Source organism: Clostridium vincentii (genome assembly GCF_002995745.1).
Taxonomy (GTDB): domain Bacteria; phylum Bacillota; class Clostridia; order Clostridiales; family Clostridiaceae; genus Clostridium; species Clostridium vincentii.
This window is the reverse complement of the sequence record NZ_PVXQ01000007.1, coordinates 73,103-93,240: the sequence shown is the minus strand read 5'-3', so window position 1 is coordinate 93,240 and position 20,138 is coordinate 73,103. Positions and strand designations below refer to the sequence as shown.

At 28.9% G+C, this 20,138-nt stretch carries 21 protein-coding genes and 1 tRNA gene; 6 read left to right on the top strand and 16 right to left on the bottom strand.

Translation table 11 applies throughout. From position 1 onward, the window contains the following. Positions 1-137: 137 nt before the first annotated feature. Complete coding sequence (locus tag CLVI_RS04955) at positions 138-410, bottom strand: DUF5661 family protein (protein WP_106059017.1); 273 nt, start codon at positions 408-410, stop codon at positions 138-140. Between the two features lie 242 nt (positions 411-652). On the opposite strand from CLVI_RS04955, the gene CLVI_RS18095 reads away from it, so the two are divergent. From CLVI_RS18095 to CLVI_RS04930, 6 genes are all read left to right on the top strand, one after another. After that, entirely contained in the window at positions 653-763 is a 111-nt protein-coding gene (locus CLVI_RS18095) for a DUF5670 family protein (protein ID WP_423237131.1), read from the top strand. A gap of 152 nt (positions 764-915) precedes the next feature. Beyond that, complete coding sequence (locus CLVI_RS04950; RefSeq protein ID WP_106059016.1) at positions 916-1,935, top strand: ABC transporter substrate-binding protein; 1,020 nt, start codon at positions 916-918, stop codon at positions 1,933-1,935. An 89-nt stretch (positions 1,936-2,024) separates the two neighbouring features. Next, on the top strand, positions 2,025-2,786 hold the full coding sequence (locus CLVI_RS04945; RefSeq protein ID WP_106059015.1) for an ABC transporter ATP-binding protein: 762 nt from the start codon (positions 2,025-2,027) through the stop codon (positions 2,784-2,786). Next, entirely contained in the window at positions 2,783-3,571 is a 789-nt protein-coding gene (locus CLVI_RS04940) for an ABC transporter permease (RefSeq protein ID WP_106059014.1), read from the top strand. The genes CLVI_RS04945 and CLVI_RS04940 overlap by 4 nt, the downstream gene beginning before the upstream one ends. Before the next feature lie 96 nt (positions 3,572-3,667). After that, complete coding sequence (locus CLVI_RS04935; protein WP_106059013.1) at positions 3,668-4,048, top strand: CidA/LrgA family protein; 381 nt, start codon at positions 3,668-3,670, stop codon at positions 4,046-4,048. Then, positions 4,029-4,745, top strand: a complete 717-nt coding sequence (locus CLVI_RS04930) for an LrgB family protein (protein WP_106059012.1) — start codon at positions 4,029-4,031, stop codon at positions 4,743-4,745. The genes CLVI_RS04935 and CLVI_RS04930 overlap by 20 nt, the downstream gene beginning before the upstream one ends. A 79-nt stretch (positions 4,746-4,824) precedes the next feature. Here CLVI_RS04930 and CLVI_RS04925 read toward each other — a convergent pair whose 3' ends face one another. From CLVI_RS04925 to CLVI_RS04860, 15 genes are all read right to left on the bottom strand, one after another. After that, positions 4,825-6,981, bottom strand: a complete 2,157-nt coding sequence (locus tag CLVI_RS04925) for a type IA DNA topoisomerase (RefSeq protein ID WP_106059011.1) — start codon at positions 6,979-6,981, stop codon at positions 4,825-4,827. 175 nt (positions 6,982-7,156) lie between these two features. Further along, positions 7,157-7,657, bottom strand: coding sequence for a TspO/MBR family protein (locus CLVI_RS04920; RefSeq protein WP_106059010.1), 501 nt, complete (start codon positions 7,655-7,657; stop codon positions 7,157-7,159). A 70-nt stretch (positions 7,658-7,727) separates the two neighbouring features. Beyond that, the gene (locus tag CLVI_RS04915) at positions 7,728-9,776 is read right to left on the bottom strand and encodes a sensor histidine kinase (protein WP_106059009.1); all 2,049 of its coding nucleotides are present in this window, start codon (positions 9,774-9,776) and stop codon (positions 7,728-7,730) included. Further along, positions 9,766-11,703, bottom strand: coding sequence for a sensor histidine kinase (locus CLVI_RS04910; RefSeq protein WP_106059008.1), 1,938 nt, complete (start codon positions 11,701-11,703; stop codon positions 9,766-9,768). Before CLVI_RS04910 ends, CLVI_RS04915 begins: the two co-directional genes overlap by 11 nt. 40 nt (positions 11,704-11,743) lie before the next feature. After that, positions 11,744-12,664, bottom strand: coding sequence for an alpha/beta hydrolase (locus CLVI_RS04905; RefSeq protein ID WP_106059007.1), 921 nt, complete (start codon positions 12,662-12,664; stop codon positions 11,744-11,746). Then, positions 12,643-12,804, bottom strand: coding sequence for a hypothetical protein (locus tag CLVI_RS17375; RefSeq protein WP_170065593.1), 162 nt, complete (start codon positions 12,802-12,804; stop codon positions 12,643-12,645). Before CLVI_RS17375 ends, CLVI_RS04905 begins: the two co-directional genes overlap by 22 nt. Further along, positions 12,765-12,850 (bottom strand) — tRNA-Leu (locus CLVI_RS04900). Before CLVI_RS04900 ends, CLVI_RS17375 begins: the two co-directional genes overlap by 40 nt. Positions 12,851-13,022: 172 nt before the next feature. Continuing rightward, the gene (locus CLVI_RS04895) at positions 13,023-13,568 is read right to left on the bottom strand and encodes a lytic transglycosylase domain-containing protein (protein ID WP_106059006.1); all 546 of its coding nucleotides are present in this window, start codon (positions 13,566-13,568) and stop codon (positions 13,023-13,025) included. Further along, positions 13,558-14,181, bottom strand: a complete 624-nt coding sequence (gene coaE, locus CLVI_RS04890) for a dephospho-CoA kinase (protein ID WP_106059005.1) — start codon at positions 14,179-14,181, stop codon at positions 13,558-13,560. Before coaE ends, CLVI_RS04895 begins: the two co-directional genes overlap by 11 nt. A gap of 15 nt (positions 14,182-14,196) precedes the next feature. Then, a complete protein-coding gene (gene polA / locus CLVI_RS04885) occupies positions 14,197-16,794 on the bottom strand; it encodes a DNA polymerase I (protein ID WP_106059004.1) in 2,598 nt (865 codons plus the stop codon). 168 nt (positions 16,795-16,962) lie between these two features. Then, positions 16,963-17,571: a DUF3284 domain-containing protein gene (locus CLVI_RS04880; protein ID WP_170065592.1), complete on the bottom strand. Its 609-nt coding sequence runs from the start codon at positions 17,569-17,571 to the stop codon at positions 16,963-16,965. A gap of 204 nt (positions 17,572-17,775) precedes the next feature. Further along, complete coding sequence (locus CLVI_RS04875; protein WP_106059002.1) at positions 17,776-18,093, bottom strand: hypothetical protein; 318 nt, start codon at positions 18,091-18,093, stop codon at positions 17,776-17,778. A gap of 204 nt (positions 18,094-18,297) precedes the next feature. Then, positions 18,298-19,506, bottom strand: coding sequence for an NADP-dependent isocitrate dehydrogenase (locus tag CLVI_RS04870; protein ID WP_106059001.1), 1,209 nt, complete (start codon positions 19,504-19,506; stop codon positions 18,298-18,300). Positions 19,507-19,584: 78 nt separating this feature from the next. Then, a complete protein-coding gene (locus CLVI_RS04865) occupies positions 19,585-19,842 on the bottom strand; it encodes a hypothetical protein (protein ID WP_106059000.1) in 258 nt (85 codons plus the stop codon). Between the two features lie 26 nt (positions 19,843-19,868). Beyond that, positions 19,869-20,138 (bottom strand): ATP cone domain-containing protein, encoded by a 270-nt coding sequence (locus tag CLVI_RS04860; RefSeq protein WP_106058999.1) that lies wholly within the window; start codon positions 20,136-20,138, stop codon positions 19,869-19,871.

Below are 20,138 nucleotides of genomic sequence, written 5' to 3'. Positions count from 1 at the left end.
ATTCTAAATTAGAGCTATAGTGGGCCATTAAACTATGATAAAGAACTTTAAATGATATAAAAAAGCAATCCCAATACCTTGAATTTATATCAGGTATTGGGATTATCTTGTCTCTGATTCCTGCTCATTATATAGGTTTATTTGTTTTTCCAATATTTTTCTGCATCATTTTCCATTTTTTCAAGTCTAGTATAATAGTCAGGAAATTCCTCCAAATGTGCAAGTGCAATTTTGCCTGTAACCAATGGATTATTATCTGTGACATTGGTGTTTGAATTTATTTTTCCATGCTCAAGCTCAACTACCATGCCCATTCTAAATTGTTCTATGTTAAATTTATCCCAATTTATTCCTATATTTTCGCCTATTTTCTTAGCTTCTTGAATCGTAAATACTTTTTCTTCTAGCATAAAAATCACCCTCCGTTTTTACTGAAAATTAAGAATATTCTCTTTATACAGTATCACTCATACAATTATATTATAACACTTTTCGATAATACTTAATGAATAAGATTATTTGTCATAATTTGTTGCAATATATTTATTTACATGATATAACAGTAAAAAATTCTGAATTTTTATAAAATATAATTTAATTATAACTGTACCTATCAATGGTTTTTATTGAAATTTAGTATAGGGAACGAGAGATGCATATGGAATTTTTACGGTGGATAATAGGAGTGTTGGTAATATTATGGTTACTGGGGTTTGTACTTCATATTGGTGGAAATATTATACCTCTCCTTGGTCTCCCTTGATATTATCTTTCTTTAAATTAAGTCCCCTACCCTAAAAAAAACAATCTAAATTTTCTAATAGTCATAACCCTATCCAAATTAAAATAAATTAACACTCTCCAATTACAAATCATACAATAAATCATAAGTACTTATGGGAGAGGACAACCTGAATGAATAAGAAATCCAAATTAGCTCTTTTACTTGCAACAACTTTAACATTCACCATGTCATTTGTTGGTTGTGAAAAAAAAGTTGATACTGAATTAAAAGAAGTTCGTCTAAGTGAAGTAGTTCGATCTGTATTTTATGCTCCAATGTATGCTGCTATAAATCAAGGTTTTTTTGAAGAAGAAGGTTTAAGCGTTCAAATTAGCACAGCACAAGGAGCAGATAAGGTTATGCAAACTGTCCTAAGCAAAAATGCAGACATTGGCTTTTGTGGACCTGAACAAGTAATTTATATTAACAATCAAGGGCGTGAAGATTATCCTATACTCTTTGCTCAACTTACTCAAAAAGATGGGTCCTTCTTAGTTTCTAAAACTGAGCAACCTGATTTTACTTGGGAATCATTAAAGGGTAAGAAAATAATAGGGGGCAGACCTGGTGGTGTTCCTGAAATGGCTCTTGAATATGTTATGAAAAATCATGGTATTAATCCTAAACAAGACGTTGAAATGGTTACTAATATTGATTTTACAGCAACTGCAGGTGCTTTCAAAGCTGGTTCATCTGATTATGTTGCATTATTCGAACCTACTGCATCTATGCTAGAAGCTGAAGGCGGAGGATCTATTGTAGCTTCCATCGGTGAATCTTCAGGCAAACTTGCATATACTTGTTTTTTCTCAAGTAAATCCTATATGGATGAAAATCCTGAAACTATCGAGAAATTTACAAGAGCTATATACAAAGGACAACAATGGATTCAAGCTAACTCAAGTGAAGAAATAGCTACCTCAATTATCTCATTTTTCCCAGGTACTGATAAGGACATTATGATTAAGGTAATTGACAATTATAAAGAAATTGAGGCTTTAGCAGAAACTCCAAGCTTACAAGAAGAAGACTTAGATAAATTAATGGATGTTATACAATCTTATGATTCAGCTCTAATCCCTTCAAGACCTTCATATGACAAAATAGTTAATAATTCATTTGCTGAAAAAGTTATAAGTGAAAAAAAATAATTATAGAATAATGATGGAAGCCCAAATTTAGGGCTTCCCTACATTTATATTTCTCCTTAAATGTACATATCAAATAAGGTGGTGAAAAAATGAATTTACTCTATATTAATAATATATCTAAAAATTACCACTCATTAAAGGGGGAAACTCCAGCATTAGATGATATTAACTTTAAAGTCGAAGAAGGTGAATTTCTTAGTATCCTAGGCCCTTCTGGTTGCGGAAAATCAACGCTTTTAAATATATTGTGCGGCCTACTAGAACCCTCTACTGGAGAAATTCTTTTTAAAGGGGCTGAGATTCATAAAAATCTTAACAAAATTGGCTATATGTTTCAAAAGGATCATCTTTTTGAATGGGATACTCTTTTTGAAAATGTTACCCTTGGTCTTAGAATTAAAAATCTTATGACAGATACTAATATCCAAAGAGTAGAAAAACTTCTTGAAGATTATGATCTAATAAAATTTAAAGATCATTATCCCAGAGAACTATCAGGTGGAATGAGGCAAAGAGTTGCATTAATTAGAACCCTTGCACTTAATCCTGAGGTTCTATTTTTAGATGAACCCTTTTCTGCATTAGATTATCAAACTAGGCTTGCCGTCTGTGATGATGTTAAATCTATTATAAATAAAGAAAACAAGACAGCTATTATGGTTACCCATGATATAAGTGAGGCAATCTCTCTATCTGATAGAATATTAGTCTTAAGTAAAAGGCCTGGATCTTTGCAATGTGATGTCTCTATAAACTTTTCAAATAAAGAGGCAACTCCATTTGAAAGAAGAACTGAGCCAGAATTTAAGAACTATTTTGATAGCTTGTGGAAGGAGTTAGATTCTAAATGAGCAGTGAACATGAAGCATATATAAGAAAAATACGATTTGATAAAATGAAAGTTACTTTCTTTAGGGTATTTATATTAATTTCTATTATTACCCTTTGGGAGATATCTGCTAATTTAAAGTGGGTTGATCCATTTCTAACCTCAAGTCCAAGTAGAATGATACGTTCCTTCATTGGTCTTTATAATGATGGTACTATTTTTAGACACATCTATGTTACCTGCTATGAAACCATTTTAGGATTTTCTCTTGGTACTATTTTAGGTACAATAATTGCAATTATTCTTTGGTGGTGTCCTCTCACAGCAAAGGTATTGGATCCTTATTTAGTAGTTTTAAATGCTTTACCAAAAGTTGCTTTAGCACCTATAATCATCTTCTGGGTTGGTACTGGTACTTCTGCAATAATTATTATTGCTCTTTTAATTTCCATTGTTACTACTATAATTGCAGTATTCACAGGCTTTAAAGAAATTGATAAAGAAAAACTTCTTCTCATGAAGACTTTCCAAGCTAGCAAACTTAAAACACTTAGATATTTGATTATTCCCTACTCCATTCCAATATTAATTTCAGCTCTAAAAATAAATGTTGGTTTATCATGGGTTGGAGTAATTATGGGAGAATTCTTAGTTGCTCGTGAGGGTCTAGGTTTTCTCATTGTATATGGAGGTCAAATATCTCAGCTTAATATGGTAATGATGAGTATAGTAATACTATCCTTCTTGGCTTTTATAATGTACAAGCTAGTCTTTATGGTTGAAAAAAAATATTTAAAAGATTCTTAGGAAATCTAAGAATCTTTTTTTGTTTAACCTTTACATAGTTTACATATAAATTTCAAAGTGATACATTTATTATATATAATAAGGAGGAATTTTAAAATGAAACTTTTTAGAGAAGCAATTATAATTTTAGGGATTTATTTACTTGGAGAATTCATCTCTGAGGTATTATCTTTACCTGTCCCAGGTAATATTTTAGGAATGATTATCTTATTATTTTTATTATGTACTAAGATAATAAAGCTTGAACAAATTAATACTATTTCAAACTTCCTTTTAGATCACCTAGCATTTTTCTTCATACCTGCGGGTGTTGGACTTATGACGTCTGTTGACATAATAAAGGATAGTTGGCTTAAACTTATAGTAGTTTGTATTGCTACTACTATAATAATTATATCTAGCACAGGTCTTATAGTTCAATACATAACTAGGAAAAATAATAAAAGAGGTGAAAATCTTGAACATATTAACAAATAACCTACTCTTTGGAATAGTTCTTTCACTAGTTGCCTTTGAAATTGGTTTATACTTAAACAAAAAGACAAAACTTCCACTTCTAAATCCTTTACTTGTTGCTATAGCTTTAGTAATAATCTTTTTAGTTGCCTTTAATATAGATTTTGAGGTTTATAATACCGGGGCAAAATTTATAAACATGTTTTTAGGACCTGCTACAGTAATACTTGCAGTACCTTTATATAAACAAATCGAATCCTTAAAAAAACATGCAAAAGCAATTTTGACAGGAGTTTTCTTTGGTTCTATCATAGGTATGTTTTCAGTAATGAGCCTTTCTTATGCCTTAGGACTAGATGCCATGATAATAAAATCATTACTACCAAAATCAGTTACTACCCCAATAGGAATTGAACTTTCAAGCCAAATTGGTGGAATAGTTCCAATAACAGTCCTTGCCATAATTGTAACTGGAATAATTGGAGCTATCCTGGGTCCAACTATTTGTAAAGTTTTCAAAATCACAGATAGTGTAGCAGTTGGGGTTTCTCTTGGAACAGCAGCCCATGCCATTGGTACTACTAAAGCACTAGAAATTGGAGAAACTGAAGGTGCTATGAGTGGATTATCCATAGGAATAGCAGGCCTTATGACAGTTTTTGTAGCCCCACTTTCTTATAGCTTTGGTCACTATATCTATACTATATTTATTAAATAAACTAAAAGGAGCCCAAGGGCTCCTTTTTTTTATCTCAATTAGCTTTTATACTGTATACTCATTTAAAATCTCTTTTCCTTTAGATAAATTCTAATTCCCAATTATAATATCCCGTTTCCTCATTTCTTATATATTTAAAATAAGCAGAAAAGGTATTACCCTTTTTACTCTTTAAATTTCTAAATCCAGCTTTTCCATTTTTAAGTAAAAGTTGAACCATTTCCTTTGATACTTGCTTCCCAAAGGATGATATATATCTATCATCCTTCCAAATTGTAAACTTGCATCCACTTTTCCAGTTGCTACATCCAAAGCCCTTTTCTCCTTCAATTACAGGATTTCCACAAGCTGGGCAGTTACCCAAACTCTCAACATCCTTTGGTATTTCTACCTTAAACTTAGATAAGGCTCCAGTATCTTTCTTTATCTTTTCTACTGCCTCTTTAGTAAAATCTATAATAAGCTTCATAAAATCCACTTTTTTAAACTTCCCTTTTTCTATATCTGATAAAGTGCTTTCAAGTCTACCTGTATATTCTAAATCTAGTAGCTCCGGTACTGGAAAAATTTCAACTATTGTCCTACCAAGGTCAGTGCAAATTAAACTTTTACCCTTTGTCCGTATATATCCAATATCCTTAAGCTTTTTCATTGTTTCCGCACGTGTGGAAGGTGTTCCTATACTAAATCCACTAAGGATAGACTTCATCATCTCCTCAGAATTTTCCTTATCCTCAAGCCCCTTACCGCAGGTTTCCATAACCCTAAGCAAGGTTTTTTCCGAATGATTCTTTGGTGGCTTTTTAGTTACCATCCCTATTTTATTTTGTGCTATATCTACCTTTTCTCCTACTTCTACCATAGGTAAAATAGTATCCTTAGTTTCTATTTTTTCCACTACTCTAAACCCTTCAACTAATTGAACCTTACCCTTTGCTATAAATTCACCTGAAACTTCTTCAGATTCTGCTTTTAAGGTTATCTTACTTTCCTCAAATTCAGCCACGGGCATAAACTGCATTATAAATCTATTCTTAATTGCAGTATAAACTACTCCTTCATCTTGACTTAAACCATTTGGCTTAATATAAGTTGGAGTAATTGCACTATGGCTCTCTACCTTAGAACTATCAAAAACTCTCTTAAGCTTTACAAATTTAATATCCTTCTCATATGGAAGCCCAACCTTAATAACATTTAAAACCTTTCTAGCTTTATCAGCTAAGCTTTCATCAAGAACCACACTTGCAGTTCTTGGATAGGTTGTGAATTTCTTTTCGTATAAGGCTTGCGCTACCTTTAATACCTTATCAGATGTCCACCCCTTATATTTACTAGTTATGTATCCTTGTAAATTTGATAAATTAAAAAGATAAGGAGGATACTCTTTCTTCTTTTCAGTCTGTTTATCCACAACCTTTGCACAACTTCCCTCTAAAAGTGGAAGAAGTTTATCTAAGGCACTTTTATCTTCAAATTTTTCACTATCATTTTCATAATATAAGCCATCAAATTCATCTTTTTTTTCAGTCTTAAATGTTGAAGTTAGCTTATAATAAGTAGTAGCTTGAAAATTTTCTATCTCCTTATCCCTATCATAAATAATTTTTAGAGTCGGAAGAAGAACTCTACCTATATTTATAGTTTTATTCTTTTCAAAATTATATTTTAAAGTACTAACAGATGTTAGATTAATTCCAATAATCCAATCCGACCATTGCCTTCCAATACCAGCATCTTGAAGAGGTTCCATTTCCTTATTATCCTTAAGGCTCTCCATCCCCTTTTTAACTTCATCTGGAGTCCATTCATTTAATAGCAGTCTATAAATTGGTTTATTAACCTTAAGGTATCCAAAAAGTTCATCTGCTATAACTTGCCCTTCACGATCGAAATCTGTAGCAGATATTACCCCATCAACATCTGGCATCTCAATCAGGGACTTAATTATTCCAATTTGTTTTTTAGCTCCCTTATCCTCAGCACTTCTATTTACCCCATCAGATTTTATTTTATATTTAAATTCCTGAGGTATAAATGGGAATTTTTCAAATCTCCAACCTTTCATGCTTTCATCATAATCCTTTGCATCATACAGCTGCAATAAATGTCCAAACGCCCAGGTTATATAATACCCTTCACCTTGGAAGTATCCATCTTTTCTTGTTTTAATTTTCAGTGCTTCTGCGATATTCTTAGCTACAGAAGGCTTTTCTGCAATAATTACCTTACTCATAAATACTTCCTTTCTTAAAATAGCCCTAATAAAACAAAATAGGCACACTTCTATGCCTATTTAAATCTAGATTAGATAATCGACTATCTACATTATAGTTATAATTATATTTTTTTCTACATTAAAATTCAATACTTTTACCAATACTATTTAAACTTTATAATAAAATTTAAATCTACATCTCATTTTTCACCCAAATCATAAAGTTTAATACTCCAGCAAACATAAGCCAAAGAATATATGGTATCAATAAAAAACCTGCTACCCTATCTAATTTTATGAACTTTACAAAAGTTATCAATACAAAGATAAATAATATTACTAGCTCTATAAAGGCTAATCCATATAATCGAAAAGAAAAGAAAAGAAAACTCCACAAAAAGTTTAATAATAACTGAATAAGATAAAAAAACAAAGCCTTCCCAACATCCTTACCCTGATCTCTAATCATATATATCCTATAGGCCGATATTCCCATTAAAATATAAAGAATCGGCCAAACCACCATAAATATCCAACTCGGTGGTGCAAAACTAGGTCTTTCTAAACTACTATAAATAGCCATTGCATTTCTATTTAAATATCCCACTAATACTGATCCTGAAATAGGTAGCAGTATCGACCCTATTAAAGGCAGTAATTTAAATTGGCCATTTACCTTAAATATTTTTCCCATTATAACCTCTCTTAACATAGTATTATTATTTATATATTTATGCTTTCAAGAAATTTGTTATGCTTTCATTTTATAGATATATATCAGAAAATTCTATATCTACTACATTCTCAACAGGATTCATCTCGAAATCTTCTTCTAACTCAAAATGTTTTGAATCATGGGATCTATGCAATGTAATAATAAATTTTGTTCCTGAAGAAACATCTGATTCTAATGTTATTGTCCCTTTTTGTAAAAGTAAAAGCTCTTTGGTTAAGTATAAGCCTAAGCCGCTTCCTTCTTCTTTTCTATTTAAAGACCTGTTTATTTTTGTGAATTTATCAAATAAGAAGAGTTTTGATTTTTCATCTATTATATATGAATTATTTTTAATTACTATTGTTATTATATCAGATTCAGAGGATATATTAATATCAATTTTGCCTCCACGTTTTCCGAATTTAACACTATTTGAAAGAATATTTAAAATAACTCTTTCCATAATTTCCTTATCACATTCAGCATAAACTTCTTCTTCTTCTGAATCAAACATTAGTGTATTGTCAATTTGCTCTATATATTTATTAGAAGTAAGGGCAATATTCTCTACAATAGAAATAATATTATAGATTTTACAATTAGGAACTAAGTAGCCTTCAGAAACTCTATTAGTATCTATAAAATTATTGATTGTTCTAATTAATCTTAGGCAATTATGTTTTATAATCTCATTGCTTTTTTGTATACTTTCCATATTATTATCATTTATATTAATTTGGGTTAATTGAATAGCTGAATATATTAAATTAATAGGTGTTCTAAGTTCATGAGATATATTAGCGTAAAACTCTGTTTTTAGATCTTCTGACTTTAAAAACTCTTTATACCTTAATTTAAATTCATGATTCTTATTCATTTCAGTAACATTTTTTATATAAATAAATCTATTCAAATTATCAATATTCATAATATACATCTCATATTGACTTCCATCATTGCTTGATATGTCAATTTTGATTTCTTTTTCATCTCCAGATTGTACTTTTTTTATTAACAAACTTATATCCTTAACGTTATCTAGTGTAACTTGTTTTGATAAAATATGTTCCACAAAAAAATTAAATTTCATGTTTATTAGATCAGTATAGTCATTAAATCCAATTAAATTCAAAGCTTCTTTATTGACGTAATAAATTTTATCAAAGTAAAAAATTATTATTCCATCTGAAATAGAATCAATAAGCTGACCATATCGTTTTCCCCTCTTATCTATTATATTCTCCATTTCTACTAGAGTCCTATTTCTACCTTTTAGTATTGTATTTAATTCTTCTTCAACCTTTTTTGAACTCTCCAGATCTTTTTTAACTCTTGAATAGGAATTATATAAAACATATTTTAATATTATCTCATACACAGTATAATAGGCTAAGTATTTAAAAACTCCTGCTAAGTATATCCAATTTACATTTAAATTAACATATAGAACATAAAAACTCTGATGAAGCACAATAAATATTATGTATCTAAATATAATTTTTCTTTCATCCTTGCCTATTATATTTTTCCCTTTATAGGCTACCATTATAATGGTAAGTAATGCTAATATGGCTAACTGATATTCAGAATTCAGAATAATTGTATTTGTAATAATATTGTTATATATCCCTATTCCAATTCCTAAAAATATAATTGAAATAAATAAATTTATATATATTGAAGTCTTCAACGATCTTTTTTTAAGTTTTAAATAAAAAGCTAATAATATTACTATGTACTCTAAATAGAATGTAATTAAATTAAGCATATTTATTATATTGTATTCCAGATATACAGCAATTTCACTAAGTATTATTGCTTTTGCAAATGTTAATAAACTTATAAATAAAAATCCAATACCAACATATTTATAAAACATTTCTTCCTTTTCATCTTTTCTTAAAAAAGTTATTATAGGTACCCCCGCTGCAAAAGATGCACATAAAGCTTCTGTCAAAGAAAAAAATAAGATATCTCCTTTAGTAAACAGTAATGATAATATAACTACACTTGGAACTATGATTTTGAAATATTTACTCACATACCATCCTTCGCTTATATTAAATTGTGTTATTATCTTATTCTTTTCAATGTTCATCTAATAACCCCTTTTTAAACTTCACTTCAATTTCAGTTCCTTTATCTATTTTACTCTTAATACTTATATTTCCGCCTTGTTTTTCAACTAAATTTTTAACTACAAATAATCCTATTCCTGTTCCCGTTTTATTGAGATTTTTATTCTTATTAGACATTGAATACCTTGAGAATGCAGTCTTAGTGAATTCCTCATCCATGCCTACTCCATTATCCTTAAATTTTATTAAAACCTCTTCTGCAAGAGTTGTTATTAAAACACTGATTTCTCCATTCTCTTTAGAAAATTTTATTGAATTAGAAATAATATTAATTACTATTCGTTTTATAAAATCCTCATCTATATTCAAATAAATTTCCTCATTATCAGTATCAAAAATTAAATTTATTTTTTTACTTTTAGCATAATCAACTAAGGATGTTACTGTTTCTTCTACGATTCTAACAATATTCTCATTTTGTAAGTTTACAGATAAATAATCAGAATAAATTCTGCTATTATCAATTAAATTGTTTGTAAGTGTAATTAATGTCATACAATTAAGCTTTGAAATAACAATATATTTGTTTAATTGATCTATTTTATTGCCTTTAATGTATACATCTATAAGCTGAGCTGCTGAATATATAACATTTATGGGAGTCTTTAAATCATGAGAGATATTAGATAAAAAATCCCTTTTTATCTTCTCTTGAAATGAGGTGTTTTCCATTTGCGTCTTTAATTTATTAATTTTGACTTTAGAGGTTACATCATTAAATATTATAAGTATGTCATCTTTATTTTCTGATATCTCCATGAATTCCATATCTATGTACTTGATTTCATTATTAATAATAACTTGTCCACTAATAATTTTCACTTGGCTATTAGCATCTTCCATTATATTATCTTCTACAGAAATCAATGAAAATATCTTTCTATTTATTATGCTCTTTATCATCTTTTTATCAATTAAATCCTTAAAACTTGAATTAGTAAAAAGAATCCTTTCATTACTAGAAACAATGGCTAAGGGCATTGGAATATTTGTGAAAAAGTTTTTAAACATTCTTTCCTTTTTTCTTATAAGTACCTGAGAAAATTCTAATTCCATATTCTTTTTTTCAATCTCATTATTAATCTTATTCATATTTAAATTTTGATTATATAGATTATTAAATAAGCCTTTATAAGGACTATTTAATAACTTTTCCAATGTGAATATAGTATAAATGCAAAAACCAATAAAAGTTATTATCTCTATTATTATTTCAACCATTAATATTTTTCTTGGAAGAATTATGTAAATAATGTCTAAACAAGAAACCAAGCTTAACATTAATAATATAAATAATAAAATATTGATTTTTTTTCCTTTTATTATACTATATCCCTTTAAATTAAGTCTAATTATTACAATCAAAAATAAATTAATTATGTTTATAAAAACTGCTATTCCAGCTTCCTTTCCCTGCATCAATACTATGTGATTTATTATTAGTAAGCTAAAAAATAAAACATACATAATATTGTTTTTAACACCCTTATTATTTATGCCCCTAGTTATTTTCAAAAATACTAGTACTATCACATTCATTAATATACTTACAGTAGCTGCCCCTTTATATTGAATTATAATAAATGAACTAGGTTCACTTATTTCAGGTAATAAAAACTTCACATTATAAATTACAATACAGTAATATATTATACGTATAAATTTATAGTAACCATTCTTCTCCACTTTTAATATAGATGTGATTAATAGGATAACTATAAAGCAGGACACTAGATATATAATAGAATAGAAATGGCCACTTATATCAGGAAAATCTTTTGAAAAAATTCCTATGACACCACTTATCACTAATGCGATAATGGCGACAAAAATAGATTTATTCTTTTCTATATATAAAATCCTATCATAACTTTCTTTATTATTCATTAGTACTCCCCTATTGGTAATTTATGATATTAAATACAGACTATATATCCTTTTTTATCCATTCTATTATATTATGGATCACTTCATCTTTATTAATTTCATGTAACATTTCATGTCTTCCATCTTTATACAATTTATAATTAACATTTTCTAGCCCTATTTTTTTTAATGTCTCATATAGACTAATTACACCCTTACCTTGATTTCCTACAGGGTCCATTTCTCCAGATACCATATGAATAGGTAACCTTTTGGGGATTCTTCCAAGATTATTTGTTTCATGCATTTCCCATAAACCTCTTAATAAATCAAAATAAAATGAAGATGTACATATAAACCCACAATATTCATCCGCTACAAATTTATCAACTTCTTCTTTATCAGAGGATAGCCAATCTGAGCTTGTTCTATAAGGCATAAAATTTTTATTATATCCTCCAATGGCTAACCGCTCCATAACATTACTTAAATGCTTTCTACCATGTTTCTTAATTTCATGTTTTGAAATTAATATCCCTAGCTTTGTAATGCTTTTAGGCTTGCCATTAGTACCTGATAGAATCAAAGAATCTATATTTTCGCCATATAATTCTACATATCTAAGACTTAAAAACGATCCCATACTATGTCCAAATAAAATCACAGGTATATTAGGATTTTCATCTTTTATAATGTCAGTAAGTTGATGCATATCCTTAACCATTAAATTAAAACCATCATTATCAGCTATATATCCTAAGTCTTCTTTGTTCTTTGCTGTAGCTCCATGGCCTCTATGGTCATTAGCATAAACTACATATCCGGCTTTATTTAATTTTTTTGCAAAATAATCATATCTTCCTGCTCTTTCTTCCATACCATGAGCTATTTGTACTATCCCTTTTACATTATTATCATCAGATTTCCATTTATAATAAACAATTCTTTTCTTCTCTTCATCTATAAAATTAAATTGTTCCATATTCCACCCCTTAATGAAAGATGTTTTATTATTTTAATTTTAGCTAGTGCTACAATAATAAAAAGCAGTAACTTAGCTAAAAAAGTTGCTGCTTTTTGTTTGGTGCAGATGGCGGGACTTGAACCCGCACGAGTATTCACTCAATACCCCCTTAAGATATCGTGTCTGCCATTCCACCACATCTGCCTATATCTATATAATATATCATCTATATATATATTGCAATAATTAGAAGTTAATAATAAACGTTAACTTCTAATTATTATTTGAAAATTTCCTCCAAGCTAACAATGCCTACTAAAATATTCATAGAAATCATAAGAAAATTTTTATTATTTTTTCCTTGTGCTATACTTTCTTAATTTCCATATATTTTTGCATATATCTTATAATATGTATTTACCTTATCTACATATTTTTTTGTTTCCTTATAGGGTATGTAATGTAAATTTTCCCCATCCAAAGAGTATTCTTTACTAGCTAACCACTCATTAACTCGTCCCCTACCTGCATTATAAGCAGCTATAGATAAATCTATATCTTCAAATTCCTCATACAGATTATTTAAATACCAACATCCCATTTTTATATTATATTCTTCTTGGTATAGTTTATCCTCAGTATACTCATCAAGCCCCATCTGCTCTGCTATCCATTTTCCAGTTTCAGTGGTGATTTGCATAAGTCCCATAGCATCCTTATTAGATTTAGCTTCTGAATTAAACTTACTTTCTGCCATAATTACTGATACAACAAGATAAGGATCTAGATTATTTTCTTTTGAATACTTTAAAATCACTTCTCTATGTCTAAAAGGAAAAATATATTCCTTTACAACATAGTTAACACCACCTATAACCATAGCAACTAATATTAATGCTATAACTAATTTCTTAAACTTCATCCTTATCTCCTTTCCAGCCTAATTCTTTCAAGAACTCTACTATATCTCTGACCTGACTTTCAGTCTTTGATACTTCTGCATTGTTATCTATTATTATATTGGCAAATTGTTTTTTCTCTTCAATAGACATCTGAGAATTAACTCTGCTAATTGCATTTAAATTGGATATATTATCTCTGATTTTCACTCTTTGAATCTGATTTTTATTTTCTGCCCATACTAATATTATATAATCCATTTCTTTATAAAGACCTGTTTCTATTAGTAATGGTGCATCTAATATAACTAAAGTTTCTCCATTTGATTCATATCTTTTAAACGCTTTTTCGATTTCATCTTTTATATATGGCATTATTATAGCTTCATATTTCACTCTTTGTTTAGGAAATCTAAAAATAAAATTTCCAAACTCTTTTCTTCTAAATTCCCCTCTCCAATCAAAATATCCTTCTCCAAATTCTATTTTAACTTTCTCTAATATCTCTGGATAAGTAATTAGGACCTGTCTTGCTACAAGATCAGCATCTAAAATTTTAAATCCAGATACAAAAAGCATTTTTGAAACTGTACTTTTACCTGTGCCAATACCTCCTGTTAATCCGATTTTTAACATTTTAGAATACCTCCTTTATTTAGCTTCATACCATGTAGTTCCTTCATTTACATCTACCTCCATAGGTACAAGTAATTTAAGGGCATTTTCCATTTCTTCTTCAACTAATTTTCTTACCTTTTCCTCTTCATTTGCCTTAACATTTAAAATAAGTTCATCATGAACCTGCAAAATTAAAGTACTTTTTAATTCTTCTCTTTTTAATCTATTATATACATTAACCATTGCTATTTTTATAATATCTGCTGCTGTTCCTTGAATTGGTGCATTCATTGCCAGCCTTGCTCCTAATGCTTCAACTATCTTATTAGATGATTTTATCTCTGGGATAAATCTTCTTCTATTTAACATAGTAAGGACATACCCATCTTTCTTTGCAGTATTAACCACATCTTCTAAGTAAAATTTTATCTTAGGATATCTTTCAAAGTAAATATCCATATATTCACCAGCTTCTTTTTTTGTAATCTTTAAATCCTGAGCTAATGAAAAATCACTTATGCCATATACAATTCCAAAGTTAACTGCCTTTGCCCTACTTCTCATAATTGGAGTTACTTCATCTAAATCAACCTTAAAAACTTCAGATGCTGTCTTTGTATGAATATCACTATGCTCCTTAAAAGCATTTATCATATTCTCATCCTCTGCTATATGAGCAAGTACTCTTAATTCAATTTGAGAGTAATCACAAGATAATAAAATATCGCCCTTTTCTTTCGGAATAAATACCTTTCTGATTTCTCTACCCATTTCATGCCTTATAGGTATATTTTGAAGATTAGGTTCAGTACTTGATAATCTACCTGTTGTAGTTACCGTTTGATTAAAGCTTGAATGTATTGCTCCATCCTCATCAATTACATTTTTTAATCCTTCTACATAAGTTGAATTTAATTTTGTTATTTGTCTAAAGAAAATAATCTTTTCAATAATAGGATGTTTATCTAAAAGTTTCTCTAATACTTCAATATTCGTAGAATATCCAGTCTTTGTTTTTTTTATTACTGGTAGGTCAAGCTTTTCAAATAATATTTTTCCCATCTGCTTAGGGGAACTAATATTAAATTCCTCCTCAGCTAGCTCAAATATTTCCTTTTGAGTTTCTTCTATCTGACCTTTAAATTTAACTGCTAATTCATCTAATTTAGTACTATCTATATTGAAACCTTGGCATTCCATATCAGATAAAACAAATACTAATGGAAGCTCTATATCATAATATAACTCCTCCATACTATCCTTCACGATTCTGTTTTTAAACTCATCTGCTAGTTGTTTAATGTAACTTGCAAGCTTAGCCTCCCCGTCATCACCCTTAGGATCTTCTCCTAAGTATTCATTAACTACATTAATTAATTTATATTGCCCCTTAGACGAATCTATTAAATATGCAGCTATTGCTGTATCAAACTCCAAAGATTTTAACTGTATTTTTTCCTTATATAAAAATGATATTAATTCCTTTGCATCATGAATTACTTTTTTAAGTGACTCATCCTCCATAAATATTTTCAAAACCTTTATAGCCTCTTCTCTATTCTGTGCAAATATTTCTGTAATATTTATTTCTTTTACTAGGCTTTCTCCACCTAATATAATAGTATCGAGTTCTAGCTTAGAATATAGTAATGATTTTAATGTTTTGTAGGCAATATATGAAGTATCTTTTTCTGAATTTAATGCTTCCTTCATCTTTTCTAAGGTATTAATCTTCTCTACAACAATATTATCCTCTTCTTCCTCTTCACCCTCACTAATTTTATTTAGTAAAGTTTTCATTTGCAATCTAAATAAAAGCTTCTTAAGCTTTCCTCTATCGTAGTTTTCTCTACTTTTTATTTCATCCAAATTAATATCAATTGGTACTTCAGTTAAAATAGTTGCTAACTTTTTAGAAAAAATAGCCTGTTCTCTGTAATTCTCTAAATTTTCTTTAAGTTTATTTCCACTAATTTTGTCAATATTCTTTAATACTTCCTCTATTGACCCATAGGTTTGAATTAATTTAAATGCAGTTTTTTCTCCTATTCCTGGTACTCCAGGTATATTGTCTGACTTATCTCCCATTAATCCTTTTACATCAATAAATTGGTTAGGGGTAACTGAAAATTCTTCTATAAAGGTATCTTCATCATAAACAGCTGTCTCTGATACTCCTTTTTTAGTTATAACAATCTTAGTAGTTTTTGTTGCAAGTTGAAGCGCATCCTTATCTCCAGTAACTATGTATACTTCCATATTACTCTTTTCTGCGATTTTTGCTACTGTACCAATAATATCATCTGCTTCAAAACCATCTATTTCATATATACTTATTGCTAAAAGCTCTAATAATTCTTTCATTAAAGGAAATTGTTCTGCAAGCTCTGGAGGCATTTTTTTCCTCCCTGCCTTATATTCCTCATACTCTTTATGTCGAAATGTAGGTGCCTTTCTATCAAAGGTCGCCACTATATAATCTGGCTTTATTTGTTCCTTTAACTTTAGCAGCATATTTGTAAATCCATATATTGCATTTGTATGAATTCCCTCACTATTAGTTAAAGGTGGTAACGCATAAAATGCTCTATTCATAAGTGAATTAGAATCTAATATTAACAATTTTTCCATAGGTTCCTCCTATTTCAATTCTACCCTAGCCTTAGCTGGATATATAATTATCTTTAGGTTACATTATACCACAAGAAAAAAATGTATCGAAGGCATCGATACATTTTTATATATACAAATTTAATATTATTCCTTTTACTAATCAAGGATGTTTTAAAAATCTTACTTTTATTCTTCTCCTGATTCCTTAGCCTCTATTACTTCAGTTTTATTTGCTTCAAGTATAATTTTCTTAGCTTCTTTTTCAGCTAGTAATGAAGTCGCCTTAACTTTTTTAGCATCAGCCCTATCATTTATCTTTTTTTCTTCTTCTGCTTTTGATTTGGAATTCTTCTCAAGCTTTTCTCTCATGCTTTCTATTTCTCGCTCTAGTATGTCCATAAAATAGAGAAATCTTTTCTTGACTTTCCCACTAAAAGATAAGCTTTGCAATAAATGGCTAGCCCATCTAATCATTCCCTTTGTTTCATTTTCTTCTATCAGTGTAATCATGGTTGAATTTTCATCGCTTTTTTCAAATTTATATGTTGAATAATAAACTGTATCAGCACTTGTACTAGTTATTTTATACAACTCATTTTTTTTATACTCAGTAATTTCAACTTTTAAATCTGCAGATTTAGCTGATTTCTTCGCACCCCTAACTTTCTTTACAACAGATGTCCCAACAGGATTTTTTTCATCAAATTTAGGAAAATCTTTTTTTGCAGTTCTAATAAATACACTAAAAACTTCTTCTACTGGATACTTTACTATTGCTGAATTTAAAAATGCCACTATAATCCCTCCCTTTCAAAATATAAGTTTCTGACTTTTATAATCTATTAAAGTCATACATAAACATTAAAGGAAACACTTTAAATTAAGTTATACAAAATTTAAATTGTTTCCTTTAAATATAAATTGTTCTACCAAGATATTATGTATCCCTTGATGTTCTCTTTAAATATGACTCTTACTATTAATTTTCATAAATAATACCTATATTCCTAGAATACTTTTAACCTCTGGCATAAACTTTTCTGTTTGTCTTAATCCAAATGCAGTTGGTTTAATTGATATATATTTAATATCCTTAGAATCTAACTCTGCCTTTATTTTAGCTTCAACAAATAGGACTTCTGGTGATATAAGTACCATTTTTATATCCTTTGTTGAAATTTCATTGAGATATTGGTTTTCATTAGCATATACCCAATTTATTGGTAAATTTTCTTTTACAATATACTCACCCATAAATTTCTGGAAAGCCTTGGATTGTCCTGTTGTACCTTTACATATTACTAAAACATCATTCATTTTTTCATATCCTCCTGTTTATAATATAACTGTATGTAAACTATAACGTTATCATACTATTCGTCCAAACTATAAATTAAATTTATTGAAACCATTTACTAGTACTAGTGTATAACATTTTTCTCTAGCTGTAAATCTCAAAGATATAAAAAAATTCCGAAATTACAATATTATTTGTAATTTCGGATTTAGTTTTCTAAATTATTAGATAAGTTTTTCTAACCTATCTCTAATAGCCTTAATAAATTCGAAACTATTTGCAGTCTTAACATTATTCAAAGATGTAAGTACTGCTAAGTCTTTAGTCATTATACCATCATCAATAGTTTTTATGGAAGCTTCTTCCATTTTATCTGCAAATTCCATAAGTTCCTTATTTGAATCAAGCTCGCCTCTTTTTCTTAAAGCGCCACTCCATGCAAAAATAGTAGCTATTGAGTTTGTTGAAGTTTCCTCACCCTTAAGATGTTTATAATAATGCCTTTGAACAGTTCCGTGAGCTGCTTCATATTCATAATTTCCCTCTGGAGAAACTAGAACTGAAGTCATCATAGCTAAAGAACCAAAAGCTGTAGCTACCATGTCACTCATTACATCTCCATCGTAATTCTTACAGGCCCAAATCATTCCACCTTCAGACTTAACTACTCTTGCTACAACATCATCTATTAATGTATAGAAATATTCTATACCAGCTGCATCAAACTTTTCTTTATACTCTGCATCAAATAAATCTTGGAAAATATCTTTAAAAGTATGATCATATTTCTTTGATATGGTATCCTTAGTTGCAAACCATAAATCTTGTTTTATATCTAATGCAAAATTAAAGCAACTTCTAGCAAAACTTTCGATAGATTTATTTATGTTATGCATTCCCATAACTACTCCATCGCTTTCAAAGTTATGTACTAATGCTCTTGTTTCTTCTCCAGTTTCAGATGTAAACACAAGTTCACATTTACCTTTTCCCTTAGTTTTCATTTCAACATTTTTGTAAATATCACCATAGGCATGTCTTGCTATTGTTATAGGCTTAACCCAATTTCTAACATAAGGCTTAATTGAATCTACTACAATAGGTGCTCTAAAAACAGTACCATCTAATATTGCTCTTATTGTACCATTTGGACTTTGCCACATTTCCTTTAAGTCATATTCTGTTACTCTTCCTGCATTAGGAGTTATTGTAGCGCATTTGACTCCAACTTTATACTTTTTAATAGCTTCAGCTGAATCTAATGTTACTTGGTCATTAGTTTTATTTCTATATTCTAATCCTAAATCATAATATTCAGATTTAAGGTCAACAAAAGGATTTATAAGTTCATCCTTAATCATTTTCCATAGAATTCTTGTCATTTCATCTCCATCCATTTCAACTAATGGAGTAGTCATTTTAATTTTCTTCATTGTGTGCCCCCTCTAAAAATGTTTGTAAAAACTTATTTTAATAGTATTATTATACATTAACTGCACTCTATATGCAATTTAGACATCCTTGTAATCTACATCGATTGCTTCATTTATATCATCTGAATCATCTTCTGAAACATTCTCTTGCTTCTCTTGTGCATCATACTTATAGGTTGAACCTTGTTTATTATTTGTATTTGGTTTTCTGTTAAAGAATCCATAAATTTTCACTATTGCCCATGTTACAATTCCGAATATCAATAAATATGGAAATATCCTAAGAAAGACTCCCATAATTAAAACTATTATTATTATATATAAAATTTTATTCATATTTTTGCTCCTAGTTATTTTACTTATTATTTAAAATGTATATAAGACTTACAAACCTCATTAAATCCATCCTTTAGTAAAACATTAATAATTACTCCTTTAACTTCATAGGAAGAAGTTGGAGTACCATCTTTTCTAATTTCGCTTATTTTTCTTATTATATCTGAAACTAATACTTTAAGATCAGATTCATTTAGTTCAGATTTGCCTATATCAGTAGCTGAATTTAATATGCTAGTATAAATCTTTTTTTCTTTAAACTCTTCAACTTTTCCATTCTTCTTTATTATATTCAT

Excerpts from the sequence above, each read along its gene's own strand:
- CLVI_RS04955 (WP_106059017.1), bottom strand. The coding sequence starts at position 410 with ATGCTAGAAGAAAAAGTATTTACGATTCAAGAAGCTAAGAAAATAGGC.
- CLVI_RS18095 (WP_423237131.1), top strand. The coding sequence starts at position 653 with ATGCATATGGAATTTTTACGGTGGATAATAGGAGTGTTGGTAATATTA.
- CLVI_RS04950 (WP_106059016.1), top strand. The coding sequence starts at position 916 with ATGAATAAGAAATCCAAATTAGCTCTTTTACTTGCAACAACTTTAACA.
- CLVI_RS04945 (WP_106059015.1), top strand. The coding sequence starts at position 2,025 with ATGAATTTACTCTATATTAATAATATATCTAAAAATTACCACTCATTA.
- CLVI_RS04940 (WP_106059014.1), top strand. The coding sequence starts at position 2,783 with ATGAGCAGTGAACATGAAGCATATATAAGAAAAATACGATTTGATAAA.
- CLVI_RS04935 (WP_106059013.1), top strand. The coding sequence starts at position 3,668 with ATGAAACTTTTTAGAGAAGCAATTATAATTTTAGGGATTTATTTACTT.
- CLVI_RS04925 (WP_106059011.1), bottom strand. The coding sequence starts at position 6,981 with ATGAGTAAGGTAATTATTGCAGAAAAGCCTTCTGTAGCTAAGAATATC.
- CLVI_RS04920 (WP_106059010.1), bottom strand. The coding sequence starts at position 7,657 with ATGGGAAAAATATTTAAGGTAAATGGCCAATTTAAATTACTGCCTTTA.
- CLVI_RS04915 (WP_106059009.1), bottom strand. The coding sequence starts at position 9,776 with ATGAACATTGAAAAGAATAAGATAATAACACAATTTAATATAAGCGAA.
- CLVI_RS04910 (WP_106059008.1), bottom strand. The coding sequence starts at position 11,703 with ATGAATAATAAAGAAAGTTATGATAGGATTTTATATATAGAAAAGAAT.
- CLVI_RS04905 (WP_106059007.1), bottom strand. The coding sequence starts at position 12,664 with ATGGAACAATTTAATTTTATAGATGAAGAGAAGAAAAGAATTGTTTAT.
- CLVI_RS04895 (WP_106059006.1), bottom strand. The coding sequence starts at position 13,568 with ATGAAGTTTAAGAAATTAGTTATAGCATTAATATTAGTTGCTATGGTT.
- coaE (WP_106059005.1), bottom strand. The coding sequence starts at position 14,181 with ATGTTAAAAATCGGATTAACAGGAGGTATTGGCACAGGTAAAAGTACA.
- polA (WP_106059004.1), bottom strand. The coding sequence starts at position 16,794 with ATGGAAAAATTGTTAATATTAGATTCTAATTCACTTATGAATAGAGCA.
- CLVI_RS04875 (WP_106059002.1), bottom strand. The coding sequence starts at position 18,093 with ATGAATGATGTTTTAGTAATATGTAAAGGTACAACAGGACAATCCAAG.
- CLVI_RS04870 (WP_106059001.1), bottom strand. The coding sequence starts at position 19,506 with ATGAAGAAAATTAAAATGACTACTCCATTAGTTGAAATGGATGGAGAT.
- CLVI_RS04865 (WP_106059000.1), bottom strand. The coding sequence starts at position 19,842 with ATGAATAAAATTTTATATATAATAATAATAGTTTTAATTATGGGAGTC.
- CLVI_RS04860 (WP_106058999.1), bottom strand. The coding sequence starts at position 20,138 with ATGAATATAATAAAGAAGAATGGAAAAGTTGAAGAGTTTAAAGAAAAA.